The organism is Uliginosibacterium sp. 31-16, assembly GCF_030730865.1.
Lineage (GTDB): Bacteria > Pseudomonadota > Gammaproteobacteria > Burkholderiales > Rhodocyclaceae > Uliginosibacterium.
In genome coordinates this window covers 26,602-43,569 of the sequence record NZ_JAVALZ010000004.1, presented here as the reverse complement: position 1 = coordinate 43,569, position 16,968 = coordinate 26,602, and the positions used below count along the sequence as shown (strand labels likewise).

Annotated in this window: 14 protein-coding genes and 1 tRNA gene; 12 read left to right on the top strand and 3 right to left on the bottom strand. The window is 57.2% G+C overall.

Annotated features, from left to right (window positions below):
* Positions 1-507 precede the first annotated feature (507 nt).
* From Q9Q94_RS15200 to Q9Q94_RS15175, 6 genes are all read left to right on the top strand, one after another.
* Entirely contained in the window at positions 508-1,053 is a 546-nt protein-coding gene (locus Q9Q94_RS15200) for a hypothetical protein (protein ID WP_305980974.1), read from the top strand.
* A gap of 89 nt (positions 1,054-1,142) precedes the next feature.
* Positions 1,143-1,661 (top strand): hypothetical protein, encoded by a 519-nt coding sequence (locus tag Q9Q94_RS15195; protein WP_305980973.1) that lies wholly within the window; start codon positions 1,143-1,145, stop codon positions 1,659-1,661.
* Positions 1,662-1,912: 251 nt separating this feature from the next.
* The gene (locus tag Q9Q94_RS15190) at positions 1,913-2,731 is read left to right on the top strand and encodes a hypothetical protein (protein ID WP_305980972.1); all 819 of its coding nucleotides are present in this window, start codon (positions 1,913-1,915) and stop codon (positions 2,729-2,731) included.
* 168 nt (positions 2,732-2,899) lie between these two features.
* Positions 2,900-3,664, top strand: coding sequence for a hypothetical protein (locus tag Q9Q94_RS15185; RefSeq protein WP_305980971.1), 765 nt, complete (start codon positions 2,900-2,902; stop codon positions 3,662-3,664).
* A 271-nt stretch (positions 3,665-3,935) separates the two neighbouring features.
* Positions 3,936-5,123 carry a replication initiation factor gene (locus Q9Q94_RS15180; protein ID WP_305980970.1) on the top strand — a complete coding sequence of 396 codons (1,188 nt, stop codon included), beginning with the start codon at positions 3,936-3,938 and terminating at the stop codon, positions 5,121-5,123.
* A gap of 207 nt (positions 5,124-5,330) precedes the next feature.
* A complete protein-coding gene (locus Q9Q94_RS15175) occupies positions 5,331-6,395 on the top strand; it encodes a site-specific integrase (protein WP_305980969.1) in 1,065 nt (354 codons plus the stop codon).
* Positions 6,396-6,421: 26 nt separating this feature from the next.
* Here Q9Q94_RS15175 and Q9Q94_RS15170 read toward each other — a convergent pair.
* Positions 6,422-6,497: transfer RNA gene (locus Q9Q94_RS15170), tRNA-Asn, on the bottom strand.
* 131 nt (positions 6,498-6,628) lie between these two features.
* Between Q9Q94_RS15170 and Q9Q94_RS15165 the strand changes: the two genes are divergently transcribed.
* Together Q9Q94_RS15165 and Q9Q94_RS15160 are read left to right on the top strand one after the other, a co-directional pair.
* Positions 6,629-7,813 (top strand): hypothetical protein, encoded by a 1,185-nt coding sequence (locus Q9Q94_RS15165; protein WP_305980968.1) that lies wholly within the window; start codon positions 6,629-6,631, stop codon positions 7,811-7,813.
* A 60-nt stretch (positions 7,814-7,873) separates the two neighbouring features.
* The gene (locus tag Q9Q94_RS15160; RefSeq protein WP_305980967.1) at positions 7,874-8,254 is read left to right on the top strand and encodes a thioredoxin family protein; all 381 of its coding nucleotides are present in this window, start codon (positions 7,874-7,876) and stop codon (positions 8,252-8,254) included.
* Positions 8,255-8,426: 172 nt separating this feature from the next.
* Here Q9Q94_RS15160 and Q9Q94_RS15155 read toward each other — a convergent pair whose 3' ends face one another.
* The gene (locus Q9Q94_RS15155; protein WP_305980966.1) at positions 8,427-9,632 is read right to left on the bottom strand and encodes an amino acid aminotransferase; all 1,206 of its coding nucleotides are present in this window, start codon (positions 9,630-9,632) and stop codon (positions 8,427-8,429) included.
* Between the two features lie 124 nt (positions 9,633-9,756).
* Here Q9Q94_RS15155 and uvrB point away from each other — a divergent pair, with 124 nt between their 5' ends.
* From uvrB to Q9Q94_RS15140, 3 genes are all read left to right on the top strand, one after another.
* Positions 9,757-11,811 (top strand): excinuclease ABC subunit UvrB, encoded by a 2,055-nt coding sequence (gene uvrB / locus Q9Q94_RS15150; RefSeq protein WP_305980965.1) that lies wholly within the window; start codon positions 9,757-9,759, stop codon positions 11,809-11,811.
* 14 nt (positions 11,812-11,825) lie between these two features.
* A complete protein-coding gene (locus tag Q9Q94_RS15145; RefSeq protein ID WP_305980964.1) occupies positions 11,826-12,284 on the top strand; it encodes a low molecular weight protein-tyrosine-phosphatase in 459 nt (152 codons plus the stop codon).
* A 152-nt stretch (positions 12,285-12,436) separates the two neighbouring features.
* Positions 12,437-12,640, top strand: a complete 204-nt coding sequence (locus Q9Q94_RS15140) for a cold-shock protein (protein WP_305980963.1) — start codon at positions 12,437-12,439, stop codon at positions 12,638-12,640.
* Positions 12,641-12,760: 120 nt separating this feature from the next.
* On the opposite strand, the gene Q9Q94_RS15135 is transcribed toward Q9Q94_RS15140, so the two are convergent.
* Positions 12,761-15,487, bottom strand: a complete 2,727-nt coding sequence (locus Q9Q94_RS15135) for an Rne/Rng family ribonuclease (protein WP_305980962.1) — start codon at positions 15,485-15,487, stop codon at positions 12,761-12,763.
* A gap of 493 nt (positions 15,488-15,980) precedes the next feature.
* Between Q9Q94_RS15135 and Q9Q94_RS15130 the strand changes: the two genes are divergently transcribed.
* A complete protein-coding gene (locus tag Q9Q94_RS15130) occupies positions 15,981-16,967 on the top strand; it encodes an RluA family pseudouridine synthase (RefSeq protein ID WP_371929861.1) in 987 nt (328 codons plus the stop codon).
* The last annotated feature ends 1 nt before the right edge of the window (position 16,968 follow it).

Genomic DNA, 16,968 nt, shown 5'->3' with positions numbered 1-16,968 from the left:
GCCTGTGCTAGGCTGTAGAACGACGGGCGTGGAACAGGGTGCGTCAGGCGGGGTGAGGAGTGATGTGATCTAGGGGATAATCACGTTCTCAGGCGCTGAAACGAAGAAAGCCAGCACCGAAGTGCTGGCTTTCAGATTTGGCTCCCCGACCTGGGCTCGAACCAGGGACCTACGGATTAACAGCCGACTAGGTCATTGATTTTAAAGTGTTTTGTGCCCGCCCTCACACGCCAAAACACGCTGGCGCTCGCCGTTTCTGTCACGTTCCCTTTGTCCCTGAATCAACGCTCAAACCCCAAGGGTTATCCACGGGGCCGCCGACGGCTGCCTCATACAAGCCAGAGGAGAGCGGCCCGGTGGGTAACCCGGCAATTTCGGGTGTAATCTATCGGCATAGGGCTGTATCCGGCCAGAAGGCGACGTTCGCAGATGAGCGCCGTATGCGGTCATTCGATAACGTTCTTAAATGATAACTTTCATCATTCGTTAGCCGCCCAAGGAGAACACGTGGCCAATCGCGCGTATTTAATGAACCACTCACAGGAAGCCGCAATAATTGCCGCAGCTTCTGAAGAGAGTTGTCTCCTTGGCGCCAACTATCAGGCCCCAATACTCTGGGTTGCTCTTTTCGAGCCCAATGACCTTACTTTCGTTTCCGTCCCATGCACAAATGACAACGGTGATGAGGTCATCGAGAAAATTCCAACTCTCTTTGCCCCAACAGCCAAGGCAAAGAACACCTACGCAGCGCGAAGCGTTTCATTGGCAAGGGCATTGGGTACGGAGAACGCCTGTCACATTTCAGAATGGGAGGCATTTCTTTCATCGGACCTTCCCGCATCAATGCTACAAATAGACCTTGCTGAGTTGTGGATGATGTATGAAAACCAAACAGACCTCGAACTGGACCTTCGTGAGTGGTTGTCTGGCGTAAACAACCTATCGGGACATGAATGGGAAAGTCTATGCTCCCAGGCCAACCTGAACGACTCTGAGGTTCGGCGTTACGGCCTCCGCGGTTTTCCGTGGCAATCCAACGTTCAGTGGGCATAGCCGGCCACAAGCTGACCTTCGTTATCCGCCCACGAAGCAGTCGTTCAAAGCCGTTTCGGGCATGAAAATATTTACCTACTGGGTGATCCATGGCTGACTTCCCAACACCTCGTGACCTCATCGACCGGCGAGATCAAATCAATCAAGAGCGAAATTCAAAACTTCAACTTGAGTTAAAAGTCGCGCTCTATGCCTATGCTGAAAAATACCTCATCGTCTCCTCCACAACAGGAATAGCTGAGTCAGGAGAACCTATGGTTCTTTCGTTCGACGTCGACGACGAAGAGCTCGGGACAGTTGTTCTCAACAAACTCGTTGATTGCTATCGCGCTCCAGCTCCGTCGTATCGGGAACATAAACTCTCAGATTGGCGTGCGTTTGCTTTGTCTGGCGCGAAAACTGGCCGTGCCTTTGAGAGTTCTTCAATCTACATTTCTGTCGAAACAGTTAATACTGCTTTGCGCGTCGAAGCTTGTCCGCGAACGCCTATGTCGGGGATTTTTGTCGGCAAGTTGCACTCTGTTGCCGCTAGTCCTGAGGAAATTGGTTCAACCATTCGTGCTGTAATTGCCTCCATTAAATTGCTTGGCGACCACAATGCGCTCTAATACGCGTGCAATCAGGCGGGAGCCGGCCACTAGCGGACGATCAGGCTTGCGGCTTCAAAGCAGCCGTTCGACGCACCGGAACTGAAATCTGTAGAGTGAGGTTTTTGTCGATTCTGTTAATGCGGCTCATTTTTACAGCGGAATCATGGAGAGCCGCTCTGGAAGCCAATCTTCGCTGGTCGGTCGTGCCATGTTGGGGAGCACGCGCCGATGTTGGGCGGCAAAACTGATCCCTATAACACGTTAGGCCAATGATGCCTCGAGTCCATTTTTCAATAGTTCGTTACCTTCCATTACTGATTTGTACCTTGGCGCCGGGCTGCACCTCACCGCAAAGTGTTGCGGCTCAAAAATGGAAGGATCAATTTGCAAAAGGGGAGGCACTCTTCAAGGAGAAGTGCAGCTCAGTGGCGGGAATGAAGATATACAGAACCGTTGAGAACGTCGACGGTCTTTTACTACTTAAGGTAAGGGGCACCCCCGGAGAGCGCGAATGGAGAGACCCGATGTGGCCGAGCGCCGCATTCGAAAATGAATACGGCGGTGAGACATACATCAAATCATTTCTAAGCCAGGAACACGCTCCGGGAAACGCCGATGGAACACCAGGAGCAATAACCCCACAATACCGAGGCTATCTCAATACAGCCCGTCGTCCTACTGGACGCCCGGGCTATCTGTTCGTTGATGTCATCGACGAAAGAGACGGCACGCGATATAGATACAAAGGTCGATGGGAAGAACCATGGCAATACGACAAATCCTATCTCAAAGGGTATATCAAATTCTTCCTCGACAAAGCAGTGGCTCCGGAACCTGCTCCACGCTATGCAGTGACATACGAAGAATATGTTGTTCCTGAGGAGCGAGCCCTTTGGGTTGCCGGAGGAAAGGTTTCAGTTATTGACCTTGCGAAGAACGAAGTCCTTGGGGAAATGATTCAATACAAACATAGCTGGGGTGGCATAAGCCCTTGGCTTCGAGGTCCGATTTGCCCGGGTTTCGGTGGTACATCTGATGGCTATACCCGGAAATTCGTTGATCAAGTACTAATTCCGGTCGGTAGATAAATGCCATACGACTACCGTCGCTGGTCTAACCCGGCGGTCAAGGGCGCTCCACTTCGTTCCGCTGGACTCCGCCTGCTGCGCAGTCTTCGCCCCCTACCTCTACGTTCAAACGTCCGCTTTCAAATAGTCTGACCGTCCGCTCCGGGTCGATTTCAGTCATATTCGAAAATGAAAGAATACGGAAAACTCTCTCTCGATCAGTTTAAACGCCTTGTGGCCGTGCTTCCTGAACTGCAGCAGCAGATGGCAGATATTCCTAGATTGGTTAGGGGGTGCTCTCAGGAGAAATTGAATCAGTTGTTTGAGAAGGATTTTTTCTGGGCTGATTGCTATGAGTTGCCGTTTGTTGAGCAAATAGCGCTGTTGCTTTACGTTCTTGGTAAAGCACATTTACCGGTCGAGGCGGCTCAACAGCCTGATCCCCAACAGGCTTGCATAGATTTCATTGATCAGGATGAAGAGTGGCAGGGGCCAGTCGAGCCATTTAAGTTGCAAGATGTTGTTGGGCTGACGTTGATGTTGCAGCGAAACATTCTCTCGATAATGCTGTATCAACGTTCCTTGAGTGCGCTTCTTGAAGAAGCTCGCGCGGGGAATTTTGATTCACTCTTCAAAGCTGTTCGTGTAGATCGATCAATAGTGGCTTGTCCGACGGTAGCAGCCTGTATTGCGCGGGCGGAGCTTGCTGACGACAAAGACTTCTTTCTTCGCCTTGGACATGCGTTGAAAGGGCCGTCTAAGAAGCACTGGAAGTCATACCAAAATCTTCATTACGCCATGTATATGTTGCGTGAATGTGGTTTTGACAGGATGTCTGAAGCTCAGCTTGAAAATTTGTTTGTGAATGAGTTGAAGTTGTACGAGGCACATCCTGGTGCCGGTAAAAATCTGTTCAAGCAGTTCAGAGAAGGCAAGGGTTTTTCAACCACCTGAAATTGCAATTTGAGGTGGTCGTTTTTGCCTGTCTAGGCGCATAGCTTTCGTATCCGTTCCGGAAAGCCAAATCGGCATGTCCGGCAGTTCCAAAGGAACGGATATGAGTAAGAGCAAGTCAAGCCCGGAGTCGGGCAAGCCAGTTACCCGCGTTGCCCAAACGGCGCAGCCTGCCGGGTGCGGGAGCGCCTGCGCAGCGGGCGCCCCGTCCCCGACAGAGCAAGCCGTGGATGCGTCTCCTAGTAACACAGCATCCAATTCCTGCAGTGGGATGGTTTTTAAGCCTCTTCGCTGGGGGGTAGATAGTCTTTATCTCTCCTTTGATGGCGAACTCAACGCAGATGTTGAAAAAGAACTTCAGAAGCTGAAGCAGGCTGCTCAGTCCTCGGAAGAGCCTGAGCAGGCGTGCGCGCAATTCGCTCTGGAAGACCATCTGTTTGAGGTAAAGGACAAGGGATCGGGCTTGTTTCCCTATGTTCTGGACGACAACGCCTTCCGGATACAGCTTTCGCGACGCAACAAGCGCTTGCCGATGGCCTATGTGAAAGTCTCGTCTGCTTACCTGTCCAGCAAGCGCCCGTGCGACATAGAAGACGATCTGCTCTGGTTGCTATGTCAGGTCGGGACGAACGTTGATCCTGCAAAGGTTAGCCGGATCGATCTGTACCTTGATTTCGTCTGCGACATATCGATGGAGAGCTGGACGCGTGCGGCGTGGCTGACGCGCGCTTCATCGGTGAATGCCTACGCCATTGATAACGAGTTTTCGGGGTGGTCCATCGGGCAGGGCGGGGTGCTGTCCTGCCGTCTTTACGACAAGACGCTGGAGTTGGAGAAGAGCAAGAAGTACTACCTTCAGCCGCTCTGGACAGAACGAGGATGGAAGGCCGGGGAGCGGGTTTGGCGGCTTGAGTTTCAGTTCAGGCGTGAGGTGCTGACCCAGAAGGGGCTGTCTGAACTTTCAGGCATGCTGAGGCACCTGAACGGGCTGTGGAGTTACGCCACAACCGAATGGCTCAAGCTGACGATGCCTAATCCAGACGATCAAACCCGCTCACGCTGGCCGATTCATCCCTTGTGGATCGCTCTCGCGTCGATTGATTGGGAGACGGATGGCGGGCCTCTGAGCAAACGTTTTTCCCCGAATCGGGCGCCGCAGGATGCAACGCTTTGTCGTTTTGCGTTCAGCGCCCTGACAAGCTTCATGGCGCGTGAAGGTGAGTTCGATTTCTGGCGGGGCTGGTCGCTGCTGCGTGAGATTGTCGAGGACCACTATCAGCAGCGGGCCGAGTTTGAGGGCATCCCCTTCGAACAATTGGTGGAAGAGAAAGTCAGGTTCAAGGGGCGCAAGTTCAATACGCTCTTCAATCCTGCGCCAGTATCGGAGGAAGAACTTGCCGAGCGGGAGGCGGAGGCCTTTGAGCGTGAGTACCGGAAGCAGAGCCGTGGCGGCTGGTGAGCCAGAACAAGGCCTGCCCCTGCCTGCTGTGCGATGCCTGACAAGGGAGCAAGCCGCCGAATATCTGGGGATCGGCGTCACCTTGCTCATGGAGTTGGGCATCCCTGCGTTGCGCTTGGGTCGTCGCTGCGTGTTCGACAAGCTTGACCTTGACGCATGGCTTGACGACTATAAGGCTAGAGGGCGGGCCGGAAAGGAGTTATCGATATGGCCCGTGAAACCGGTATCTACCGGCGACCGGATTCCCGGTTCTGGTGGATCAATGCCACGCTTCCAAATGGAAAGCGCATACGCCAGAGCGCTGGGACTGAAAGCCGAGAAGAAGCAGAAGCCTTGTTAGCCAAGCTTACGCTGGACGCATACAAGGCCGAGCATTTCGGAATCAAACCCCCGCGTACATGGCAAGAAGCAGTGGTGCGGTATCTCTCGATCAAGGCGAGTCTTCGCAGTTTCAAGGATGTGCAGCGGATTTGCCGCGAACTGGACTACTTGCTGGGCGACCTCACACTGAACCAGATCAACGGGGATGTGGTGTGGCAGGTCGTGCAGCGGCAGATGAAACGCGGCAACAAACCTGCGACAGTCAATCGCTACCTGTCGTTGATTCGCAGCTTGCTGCGGATGGCGCGGGATGAATGGCAGTGGATCGACAGCATCCCGAAGATTCGCTTATTGCCCGGAGAAGTCGAACGGGACAGGTGGCTGACGCAAACGGAGGCTGACAGGCTGGTTAAGGCCTGTCCGGATCATCTGGCGGCGTTGGTGCGCTTTGCCTTGGCGACAGGTTGTCGGGCGCGAGAGATTACCGACTTGGAGTGGGAGCGGGTGGATTTGCAGCGCAAAACCGCTTGGCTTGACCATACCAAGAATGGAACGCCGCGAGGCGTGCCGCTGAATACAGACGCTGTTGAGGTACTCAAGGAACAGGTCGGCAAGCATGACCGGTACTGCTTTACTTACCGGGGCAAGCCGATTGTGTTTCAGGTAACGAACACCGCTTGGCTAGGTGCTCTCAAGAAAGCCGGGATTGAAGACTTCCGTTTTCATGACCTTAGGCACACTTGGGCTTCGTGGCACCGACAGGCGGGCACTAGCTGCGACGAGTTGAAGGACTTGGGGGGGTGGAAATCCCGTACCATGGTCGACCGCTACGCCAAGTTTGCTACGGAGAACCTGAAGAGTGCTGCAGCAAGGATTGAGCGAAGGCGGGAAGATGAAAACGTGGTCGAACTCGTCACGTTTTTGTCACGGCAGAAAGCTGAAAGGGCCTAGCCTTGCGGCTAGACCCTTCCTAAATTTGGCTCCCCGACCTGGGCTCGAACCAGGGACCTACGGATTAACAGTCCGGCGCTCTACCAACTGAGCTATCGGGGAATCGAGAGGCCGAATAATAGATATGGCTGTTGATTGTGTCAAGATTTTTGAGTTAATTTTGCTGTCTTTCGATGAAGTGGCCTGATCAGCTTGCTGCGCATCGGTAATAAATGTTTCCGGAGATACTCGTGATGCCACGTACCCTGCAGTCTTTGTGTGTTGCCCCGGTCTTGTGTGTGCTGGCATTTTTGCCGGTAGTCGCACATGGCGCCGTAGAAAAGAAAGAAACCTGGCTGGGTCTTCCTGTTGAATTTGCCAGCCAAGAGTATGCAATCAAGGGCGGGGTGGCTGTTGAGCTGAGCAAGCTCAAGGTTCAGACTGCAACACCGATTGAGGTGGAACGGGCTTGGGTTACTCCTGACTGGGCCGACTGGATCACCAAATTCCGTATGTCACGTGTTCGGGTGGAGGCCGGTGAGGTTGTTGCACGCCCCAGTTCGCTGGCCCGACTGGGCCTGGTTGATGGCCCGTCTACGCGCAAGGTGACGAGACTGGAATTTACCAGTCTCAAACTGCTGTTCGGGACGAGTCCTTTGCTTCTGCCGGGGGGGGAAATGCGTTTTGCCCCCGATGGGGCGCTCAGCATCATCAAGATCAAGTATGAGGGCGGGATCAATCTGGAGCTTTCTCCGCGCGAGGGTGGCAAGCTGGCAGTGCTGGTTCAGTCAGGTGCTTTGAAGTGGCCCGTGCTGCCCGGATTCAGTTTTGATAGTGTCGTTGCCCAGGGCGAGATTACAGATGACAACCTGCTGATCGACAAGATCGGAGCGAATGGTGATGGCGGTTCGGTTAGTGGCATGCTGCATATGGTGTCTGCAGGCAAGCTTCTGCTCGAAGGTGAGATTAAGATGGAAAGCCTGCGCGCGCGGGATGTCATCAATAGACTCTATCCGCGCAGTACCGTGGATGGTCTTTTGAGCGGGTCTTTCAAACTGGATGCGTCGGCCGACAGCTTTGAGGGACTGGCCTCTTCTGTTGCGGTCAATGGCACCTATACCATCAAGAATGGCTCACTTGATCGCTTCGGTCTGCTCGAAGGGATGCGTCGCAGCGGTTCTGGTGTGGTTGGCGGGGGGCTGATCAGGTTTGACAGCTTGAGTGGCAAGTTCGGAGGGCGTACCGGAGAGCCGGCGCAGGCCGACTTCCAGGGGCTTACCTCGGGGGCTCTGCGTGGTTCAAGTTCTTTTTCTGTGCAGCAGGATGGCAGATTGAAGGGCGTGGTGCATGGGTCGCTGACCTTGCCGGGCGGTGAGAACGTGTCGCGCAGTTTCGAGTTGTCGGGCAAGGTCGATGCGCCGACCATGAGCACACGGTAGTATCGTGTCTGAAGCAGGCCTGATCCGGGCTCTGCCCGGATCGTCCTGAAGGGTTTTGTCGTGTCGTTTCTTGCTCGCGAGGCTGAATTTCTGGTCTCCTGCCTCTGTGCTGCCTGGTGTGGCACCTGTCGTGAATATCGCGCAGGGTTTGATGCCTTGCAGGCACGCTTTCCGGATGTAGGTTTTGTCTGGGTTGACGTGGAAGATCAGTCCGAGGTTGTGGATGATCTGGACGTTGAGAATTTCCCGACAGTCGTGATTCAGCGTGGTTCTCAGGTCTTGTTCTGTGGCCCGATGCTGCCGCAGCATCATCTGCTGGAGCGCCTGATCGCCACCTATTTGCTGCAGAGCGAGGCGGAGTCGGCGGCGTACGTGGCTGGCAATGCCGAACGACGCGCCTGGCAAGGGGTGGCGGATATCCGCTCACGGCTGCCCGGGTAGGCTGAAGAGCCGCTTCCCGCCTCGTTCTTCGGGGTCGTGCTCTTTAGATGTACTTCCCGTCTTTGTCCTCAGGGCGATCTGCCGAAGATGTCCGCCCCACGCTGCTCTTCGGGCATGGGCCGTAAAAAAGCCCGGTCAGCATTGACCGGGCTTTTTGTTGCGCGAAGCAGGCTTACTTCAGCACGGCGGCAATGGCATCGGCAACATAGTCGATGTTTTTGGTGTTCAGCGCGGCCAGGCAGATACGGCCCGTTGACACTGCGTAGATGCCGAATTCGTTCTTCAGGCGCTCAACCTGTTCTGCCGTGAGACCGGTGTAGCTGAACATCCCGCGCTGTTTGGTCACGAAACCGAAATCTTGCGCTACGCCACGTGCAGCGAGCTTTTCAACAAGACTGGTGCGCATGGCACGGATGCGCACGCGCATGCCGGCCAATTCGTCCTCCCATTGCTGACGCAGTTCGGGTGAGGCCAGTACTGCCGCCACGATCGCGCCGCCATGGGTCGGCGGGTTGGAGTAGTTGGTGCGTACGACGCGTTTGACTTGTGACATCACGCGGCCGGTTTCTTCCTTGCTGGCACAAACGACGGTCAGTGCACCGACGCGTTCGCCGTAGAGCGAGAAGGACTTCGAGAAGGAGCTGGAGATGAAGAATTGCAGGCCGGAAGCGGCGAAAGCGCGCACGGCGACAGCGTCAGCGTCGATGCCGTCAGCAAAGCCTTGATAGGCCATGTCCAGGAAGGGGATCAGACCGCGATCCCGGCATGCATTGACGACTTCTGCCCATTGAGCGTCCGTCATGTCGGCGCCCGTCGGGTTGTGACAGCAGGCGTGCAGGATGATGATCGAGCCAGCGGGCAGGCTGGACAGGCAGGCCTTCATCCCGGCGAAGTTCACGCCACGTGTGGCTGCATCGTAGTAGGGGTAGTTTTCAACCGTGAAGCCGGCTGATTCGAACAGGGCGCGGTGATTTTCCCAGCTCGGGTCCGAGATATACACCTTGGCCTGCGGCAGCAGGCGCTTGAGGTAGTCTGCGCCGACCTTGAGCGCGCCAGTGCCGCCCAGCGCTTCGACCGTGATGGTCTTGCCTTCGGTGACCAGCGGCGACTCCTTGCCAAACAGCAGGGCGGCAACGGCTGTGTTGTAGGCGGCCAGGCCTTCGATGGGCTGGTAGCCCCGCGCGGGTGCAGCTTCCAGACGGGCCTTTTCAGCGGCCTTGACTGCTCCAAGCAGCGGGATCTTGCCTTCGTCAGTGAAGTACACGCCTACGCCGAGATTCACCTTGGTGCTGCGGGTATCGGCATTGAATGCTTCGTTCAAACCCAGAATCGGGTCACGCGGGGCCATTTCGACGGCGGCAAAAATCGACGAACTCATGAGTGCTCCAGTTTCAGTGAAAGGCCTCGAAATCAGGTCGCTTCGAGACAGGAAATCCGCAATAATCAACGATCGGTCGTCTTCAAAAGTTGACGACGCAGTCCTTGAAAAACAATATTTTATCATGGCCGACACCCCAGCCTCCCCCACGATTGTGTCCTTTCCGGGCAGCCCCTTTCGCTTGCATCAGCCTTTTCCTCCTGCGGGGGATCAGCCTGCAGCGATTGAACTGCTGACTGAAGGTATCCAGGATGGTCTGATGTTCCAGACCTTGCTCGGCGTGACCGGCTCGGGCAAGACCTACACCATGGCTAACGTGATCGCCCGCTGCGGCCGGCCGGCTCTGGTGCTGGCGCCGAACAAGACCCTGGCAGCGCAGCTGTATGCCGAATTCCGTGAGTTCTTTCCCGAGAATGCGGTCGAGTATTTTGTTTCCTATTACGACTACTACCAACCCGAGGCATACGTGCCCTCGCGTGATCTGTTCATCGAAAAGGATTCGTCGATCAATGAACACATCGAGCAGATGCGCCTGTCGGCCACCAAGAGCCTGCTGGAACGGCGTGATGTGGTGATCGTGGCAACCGTGTCGTGCATCTACGGGATCGGCGATCCGGTGGATTACCACAGCATGATCCTGCATCTGCGCGAAGGCGAAAAAATGCCTCAGCGTGATGTGCTGCAGCGCTTGGTCGCCATGCAGTACGACCGCAATGATGTGGATTTTCAGCGCGGGTGTTTTCGTGTGCGGGGTGATGTGATCGATGTGTTTCCGGCTGAAAGTGCCGAGCTGGCTTTGCGCATCGAGCTTTTTGACGATGAAATCGAACATCTGACCCTGTTTGATTCGCTGACGGGGCACATGAAGCAGAAGCTCGGGCGTTTCACCGTGTTTCCGTCCAGTCATTATGTGACTCCGCGTGCGACGGTGGTCGAAGCCATCGAGAAGATCAAGGAAGAGCTGCGCGAGCGCATCGAGTTCTATCAGCGAGGCGGCAAACTGGTCGAGGCGCAGCGGATTGAGCAGCGCACCCGCTTCGATCTGGAAATGCTTTCGGAACTGGGTTTTTGCAAAGGCATTGAAAACTACTCACGGCATATGTCCGGTCGCATGCCGGGGGATCCGCCACCGACCCTGATCGATTACCTGCCGCCGGATGGGTTGTTCTTTGTCGACGAATCTCACGTAGCCATCCCGCAGGTGGGGGGCATGTTCAAGGGCGATCAGGCTCGCAAGCTCAATCTTGTTGAGTACGGATTCCGCCTGCCTTCGGCGGCAGATAATCGTCCGCTGAAGTTTGATGAGTTTGAGCGCCTGATGCCGCAGACCGTATTTGTTTCTGCGACGCCGGCTGCTTACGAAGAGCAGCACCAAGGGCAGGTCGTGGAGCAGGTCGTGCGCCCGACCGGGCTGGTTGACCCCGTAATCGAGGTGCGCCCTGCAGTGACGCAGGTGGATGATTTGCTGACGGAAATCCGCAAGCGCGTGGTTGTTGGGGAACGGGTGCTGGTGACTGTGCTGACCAAGCGCATGGCCGAAGACCTGACCGATTATCTGGCTGAAAACGGCATTCGCGTACGCTATCTGCATAGCGATATTGATACGGTGGAGCGTGTCGAAATCATTCGCGACCTGCGTCTGGGTGAGTTTGATGTGCTGATCGGCATCAACCTGTTGCGTGAAGGCCTGGATATCCCCGAGGTCTCTCTGGTTGCGATTCTGGACGCAGACAAGGAAGGCTTTCTGCGTTCGGTGCGGTCGTTGATCCAGACCATCGGGCGGGCGGCGCGTCACCTGCACGGCACCGCCATCCTGTATGCCGATCGGATGACGGATTCGATGCGCGCCGCGATAGGAGAAACGGAGCGGCGTCGCAACAAGCAGATCGCTTTCAACGAAGCCAACGGTATCGTGCCGAAATCGGTCAACAAGCGGATCAAGGACATTATCGACGGGGTTTATCAGGATAGTGAGGCCAATCCGCGTACTGGCCGTGCTGCTGCCGAGCCCCAGGCGGATTATGCGGTGATGGACGAGAAAGGCCTGGCACGCGCCATCAAGCAGCTCGAGAAAGAGATGCAGGAGCATGCCCGCAATCTTGATTTTGAAAAGGCCGCGGCGGCGCGTGATGAGCTGTTCAGACTGCGGCAGCGGGTTTTTGGCGCGGACCACCACTGAACGTTGATCAGGCGATGAAAAAAATCCTGTTTGTGTGCACAGGCAACATCTGTCGCTCCCCGACGGCAGACGGTGTCGCTCGTCATCTTGCGACACAGCAGGGGCTTGCACATCTGTTTGAATTTGATTCGGCAGGGACCCATTCGTACCACACCGGAGAAGCCCCGGATGTGCGCGCCCAAAGTGCGGCTATCAAGCGTGGTTATGACCTGTCGCGATTGCGGGCACGCCCGGTTCAGACTCGTGATTTTGAGTATTTCGATCTGATCCTGGCGATGGATAAAGGGCATCTCGCATATCTGCAACGGCAATGCCCCAGTGGTTTCCAACACAAGCTTGATCTCTTCCTGAACCACTCCCCAGCCCATGCCGGGATGGATGTGGCCGACCCGTACTATGGCGGTCCAGCAGGTTTTGAAGAGGTACTGGATCAGTGTGAGGCAGTCATTCAGGTCCTTCTCAAAATGCGTTGACATGCCCGATTGGCTGTAAGGGTTTTCTTGCCGCCGTGGAGTTTGTCGCGTACCTTGCGGGGCAGCCGCGAGCTTCTTGAGGCTCATGTGCCGACATTGCAGGTTTCACCCGGAACGCTGCGCCCTGTTTATCTGTTTGCAAGGAATGCTGTATGGCTACTGGAATTGTGAAGTGGTTCAACGACGCCAAGGGCTTTGGCTTCATCACCCCGGATCAGGGCGGCGAAGACCTGTTTGCCCATTTCTCGGAAATCTCCGGCTCGGGTTTCAAGTCGCTCAAGGAAGGTCAGCGCGTCGAGTTTGAAATCAAACAAGGCCCCAAAGGTCAGCAGGCTGGAGCGATCAAGCCGCTGTAACCTTGATGGCTGAGCATGTGCGAAGGCAGGGGAGACCCTGCCTTTTTTGCGTCTGCTTTCCGCACATGAAAAAGCCGCCATCCTTGCGGACGACGGCTTGTATTCCGATGCAGCTCGAGCTTACTCGTTTCGAGTTTCCACCTGTTGCAGAGGCTCTTCGGTTTGCGCCGGGCGCTCTTTGCGGCGGCGCGGTGCGCGAACGACCGGAGCCTCTTCTGCCGGAGCCGCGATCGGGCTGGTTCCGGCAACGGTTTCCACCATCTGCAGAGCAGCCTCTTCTGCAGCCAGGAGCGCCTTCAGATCAATCTGTGGCGCCTTGGGCGCGATAGCCTCTACTGGCGCGGGTATCGGGGCAGGGGGGATGGCGACCGGCGCAGGCTGGGCTTCTTCAGCCACCACGGCTGGAGAATAAGGCGCAGCGGAGGTCTCCACGGAGGGTGTTTCTTCGGCGGCTGTTGGCATGGTCTCGGCGACCGCTGCTACGGTAGCCACAGGGGCGGCGAGCACGGGTTCGTTCAGCGCCAGTGAGGCCTGTGGTGCTGCGTCGGTTTCGGTCGCTTCCGGCGCCGCAGTTTCAACGCCTTCCGCGCTGTTGACGGCATCGGCATCGTTACGGCGTTCGCCACGGCCGCGGCCGCGACGGTTGCGTCGGTTACGCCCTTCGCGTCCTTCTCCGTTACGTGCTTCGGATGCAACGGCCTCACTACTTGTAACAGTCGGCTCTTCTACAGCAATGGCGGCTACCACCTGCTCCTGTATCTCGGCTTTTACCGCGGCTTCGCGTTGCGGCTGGCGTTCGCGTCGTTCCTGATTGCGCTCTCCGCGCTCGCGTTGTGGTTTGGCAGGTGTTGCGGAGGTATTTGTCTCGGCACGTGCTTCGTTACGCTCCTGCTTCTCGCCGCGTTCCGGACGATTGCGCTCGCCACGATTGCCGCCACGCTCATTGCGGGCGCGGGCTTCACCCGTCGCCTGCTCTTCGCGAGGCTTGTTGCCTTCCTTGCGTCCTGCCTGGCCTTGCTCGGCGTTGCGGCCACCCTTGCGCTCACCACGCTGCTCGTCGCGACGGCGACCATCACGACGCTCGCCGTTGCGGGGTTTGGCGGCAGCTGGAACCGGAGCTTCCGGAGTCGCGGCATCACCGCTGAGCCAATCCAGAAGGCGGCTGAACAGCCCCTTCCTGGGTTCGGCGGCGCCGGTATTCTTGGCCGGGCGTGCTGCACGGGGTTCAACCATCGGCGCAGGCTGTTCCGGGGTGACGCCTTTGATGGCGGCTTCCTGGCGGGCCTTGCCTTCGGTCTGGGCGGAAGGGGGGGTGTAAGTGGCCTCTGCGGGGGCTGCTGCCATGCGGTAGCTGGGGACATTGCTGTCTTCCAGATTCAGCTGGTCGTGGCGCAGACGTACGATTTCGTGCGCCGGAGTTTCCAGGTGGCGATTCGGGATGATCAGCAGATTGACCTTGTGACGCAGCTCGATCTTGGCAATGTCATCACGCTTTTCGTTGAGCAGGAAGGTGGCAACATCAACCGGAACCTGAGTGTGCAGGGCGCCGGTGTTTTCCTTCATGGCCTCTTCTTCGAGGATGCGCAGGATGTGCAGTGCCGCCGATTCGGTGGAGCGGATGTGGCCCGTCCCGGTACAGCGCGGACAGGTGATGTAGCTGGTTTCGGCCAGTGCCGGGCGCAGGCGCTGACGCGACAGTTCCAGCAGACCAAAACGGCTGATCTTGCCCGTCTGGACGCGGGCGCGGTCGTAGCGCAGGGCGTCACGCAGGCGGTTTTCGACCTCACGCTGGTTGCGCGGGTTTTCCATGTCAATGAAGTCGATCACGATCAGGCCGCCCAAGTCGCGCAAGCGCAACTGGCGGGCAACTTCATCCGCCGCTTCGAGGTTGGTGCGCAGAGCGGTGTCTTCGATATCCGAACCACGGGTCGCACGGCCCGAGTTCACGTCGACTGCGACCAGTGCTTCGGTGTGGTCGATCACCACGGCGCCGCCGGAAGGCAGGTTCACCTGACGGCCATAGGCCGACTCGATCTGATGTTCGATCTGGAAGCGCGAGAACAGCGGCACGTCATCGTGATAGCGCTTGACCCGGTTTACATTGGCCGGCATCACCGTGCCCATGAAGGCGCGGGCCTGCTCGTAGATTTCGTCGGTGTCGATGAGGATTTCGCCGATGTCTGCGTGGAAGTAATCACGCACTGCGCGGATCACCAGGCTGCCTTCCTGATAGATCAGGAAAGCGCCGTTCTGTGCCTTGGCAGCCCCATCAATGGCTCCCCACAGTTGCATCAGGTAGTTCAGGTCCCACTGCAGCTCTTCGGCCGTGCGGCCGATGGCGGCGGTGCGGGCAATCAGACTCATGCCACCAGGGACTTCCAAGGCATCCATGATCTCGCGCAATTCGGCACGATCATCGCCTTCGACACGGCGCGAAACGCCGCCGCCGCGCGGATTGTTCGGCATCAGGACGAGGTAACGGCCGGCGAGTGAAACGAAGGTGGTCAGGGCTGCGCCCTTGTTGCCACGCTCTTCCTTCTCGACCTGGACGATGATTTCCTGGCCTTCGCGCAAGGCTTCCTTGATGGAGGCGCGGTTGTCGGCGCCTTCGCGGAAATACGAGCGGGAGACTTCCTTGAACGGCAGGAAGCCGTGACGCTCTTCGCCATAATCGACGAAAGCGGCCTCGAGGCTGGGCTCGATGCGCGTGATCACACCTTTGTAGATGTTGCTCTTGCGCTGTTCCTTGGCGGCCGATTCGATGTCGAGGTCGATCAGTTTCTGACCATCAACAATCGCAACGCGGAGTTCCTCGGCCTGCGTTGCATTGAAAAGCATTCGCTTCATTTAGTTCTTCTCCCGCGCGCTAAAGCGGGCAGGGCAAACCACTGTCTTTCCCTTGAGAGGAAAGGTATGACTCAACTTGTAGTGAACAAATTTCTCATGTGTTCGAAGCAAGGAGTGAATCGGGTTTGCCTTACGACACCCTGAGCCGCCTGAGCGGAGCTCAAAGTGTTCCAGTCTGGTTCGCGTTCGCGCGCAAAATGGGTCGATCAATCAAGTGGTTTGGGATACCATCGGCCGCTTTATCCGGCCGATCATTGTTTTCGCGGCGCTTGTCGCGCAGATGGGCGGGTGGCCGGCCAGCCGTTCCGAGTCTGTGACCTGCGCGCCGGATAACTCTACGGCGCCAACCGCTGCCGGCTGGAGCGTGCGAGGCTAGGAGCCTGGGCGCTTCAAACATGCCGGAGGGGCGATACAGACAGGACGGGCAGGCCGTGCAACACGGACGACCCACGGGGCAAAACCCGTGAAAACCAGCGCAGTATATTTGAAACCCATGACTTTAGGCAAAACCCCGGAATCTCCCTTGCGCGCTGCAGTTGCCGTGCGCCGTGTCCTGATTGGTGAGGAGGATGCCGGTCAGCGCATTGACAATTTCCTTCTGCGCGAGTGCAAGGGCGTGCCCAAGAGCCATATCTACCGGATCTTGCGCAGTGGTGAGGTGCGGGTCAATGCGGGCCGGATCAGTCAGACCTACCGCCTGCAGGCCGGGGATGAAGTGCGGATTCCGCCCATTCGGGTAGCTGATAGGCCAGCGGCGCCGGAAATGGGCGCCGCACAGCGCCATCCCTTCCGGATCGTCTTCGAGGATGAAGCCTTGCTGGTCATCGACAAGCCTGCCGGGCTGGCGGTGCATGGCGGCAGCGGGGTGAGTTTCGGTGTGATCGAACTGTTGCGGCGCCAGCGCCCCGAGGCGAAGTTCCTCGAGCTGGCGCATCGTCTTGACCGTGAAACCTCCGGCTTGCTGATCATCGGCAAGAAGCGGGCTGCGCTCAATATGGTGCAGGATGCGATGCGTGAAGGGCGTATGGAGAAGCGCTATCTGGCCATGGCGGCCGGGCGCTGGATGAATCCGTTGCAGCACATCAAGGCGCCTCTGTATAAATACCTGACGGCCGATGGCGAGCGTCGCGTGATGGTGCGCGAGGATGGCAAGGCTTCGCACAGCGTGGTGCGTCTGGTGCAGCGCTGGGAGCGCTACAGTCTGGTCGAGGTGGAGCTCAAGACCGGGCGCACCCACCAAATTCGCGTGCACATGCAGTCCCAGGGTTTTCCTTTGCTGGGCGATGACAAGTATGGCGACTTTGCGTTGAACAAGACGCTGGCGCGTGAAGGTCTGTCGCGCATGTTCCTGCACGCGGCCTTGTTGCGTCTGCAGCATCCGCTGACGGGCGAGATGCTGGAGCTGCGGGCTGACTTGCCGGACGAACTGGCGGGTTTTGTAAAGAGCGTGGATGCAAACCAGAAGAGGGATTTTGGCTGAG

What these genes read in the sequence shown, in the direction of transcription:
- Q9Q94_RS15130 (WP_371929861.1), top strand. Translation starts at nt 15,981, where the DNA reads ATGACTTTAGGCAAAACCCCGGAATCTCCCTTGCGCGCTGCAGTTGCC.
- Q9Q94_RS15195 (WP_305980973.1), top strand. Translation starts at nt 1,143, where the DNA reads ATGGCTGACTTCCCAACACCTCGTGACCTCATCGACCGGCGAGATCAA.
- Q9Q94_RS15190 (WP_305980972.1), top strand. Translation starts at nt 1,913, where the DNA reads ATGATGCCTCGAGTCCATTTTTCAATAGTTCGTTACCTTCCATTACTG.
- Q9Q94_RS15180 (WP_305980970.1), top strand. Translation starts at nt 3,936, where the DNA reads ATGGTTTTTAAGCCTCTTCGCTGGGGGGTAGATAGTCTTTATCTCTCC.
- uvrB (WP_305980965.1), top strand. Translation starts at nt 9,757, where the DNA reads ATGGCCGACACCCCAGCCTCCCCCACGATTGTGTCCTTTCCGGGCAGC.
- Q9Q94_RS15145 (WP_305980964.1), top strand. Translation starts at nt 11,826, where the DNA reads ATGAAAAAAATCCTGTTTGTGTGCACAGGCAACATCTGTCGCTCCCCG.
- Q9Q94_RS15135 (WP_305980962.1), bottom strand. Translation starts at nt 15,487, where the DNA reads ATGAAGCGAATGCTTTTCAATGCAACGCAGGCCGAGGAACTCCGCGTT.
- Q9Q94_RS15140 (WP_305980963.1), top strand. Translation starts at nt 12,437, where the DNA reads ATGGCTACTGGAATTGTGAAGTGGTTCAACGACGCCAAGGGCTTTGGC.
- Q9Q94_RS15165 (WP_305980968.1), top strand. Translation starts at nt 6,629, where the DNA reads ATGCCACGTACCCTGCAGTCTTTGTGTGTTGCCCCGGTCTTGTGTGTG.
- Q9Q94_RS15175 (WP_305980969.1), top strand. Translation starts at nt 5,331, where the DNA reads ATGGCCCGTGAAACCGGTATCTACCGGCGACCGGATTCCCGGTTCTGG.
- Q9Q94_RS15155 (WP_305980966.1), bottom strand. Translation starts at nt 9,632, where the DNA reads ATGAGTTCGTCGATTTTTGCCGCCGTCGAAATGGCCCCGCGTGACCCG.
- Q9Q94_RS15185 (WP_305980971.1), top strand. Translation starts at nt 2,900, where the DNA reads ATGAAAGAATACGGAAAACTCTCTCTCGATCAGTTTAAACGCCTTGTG.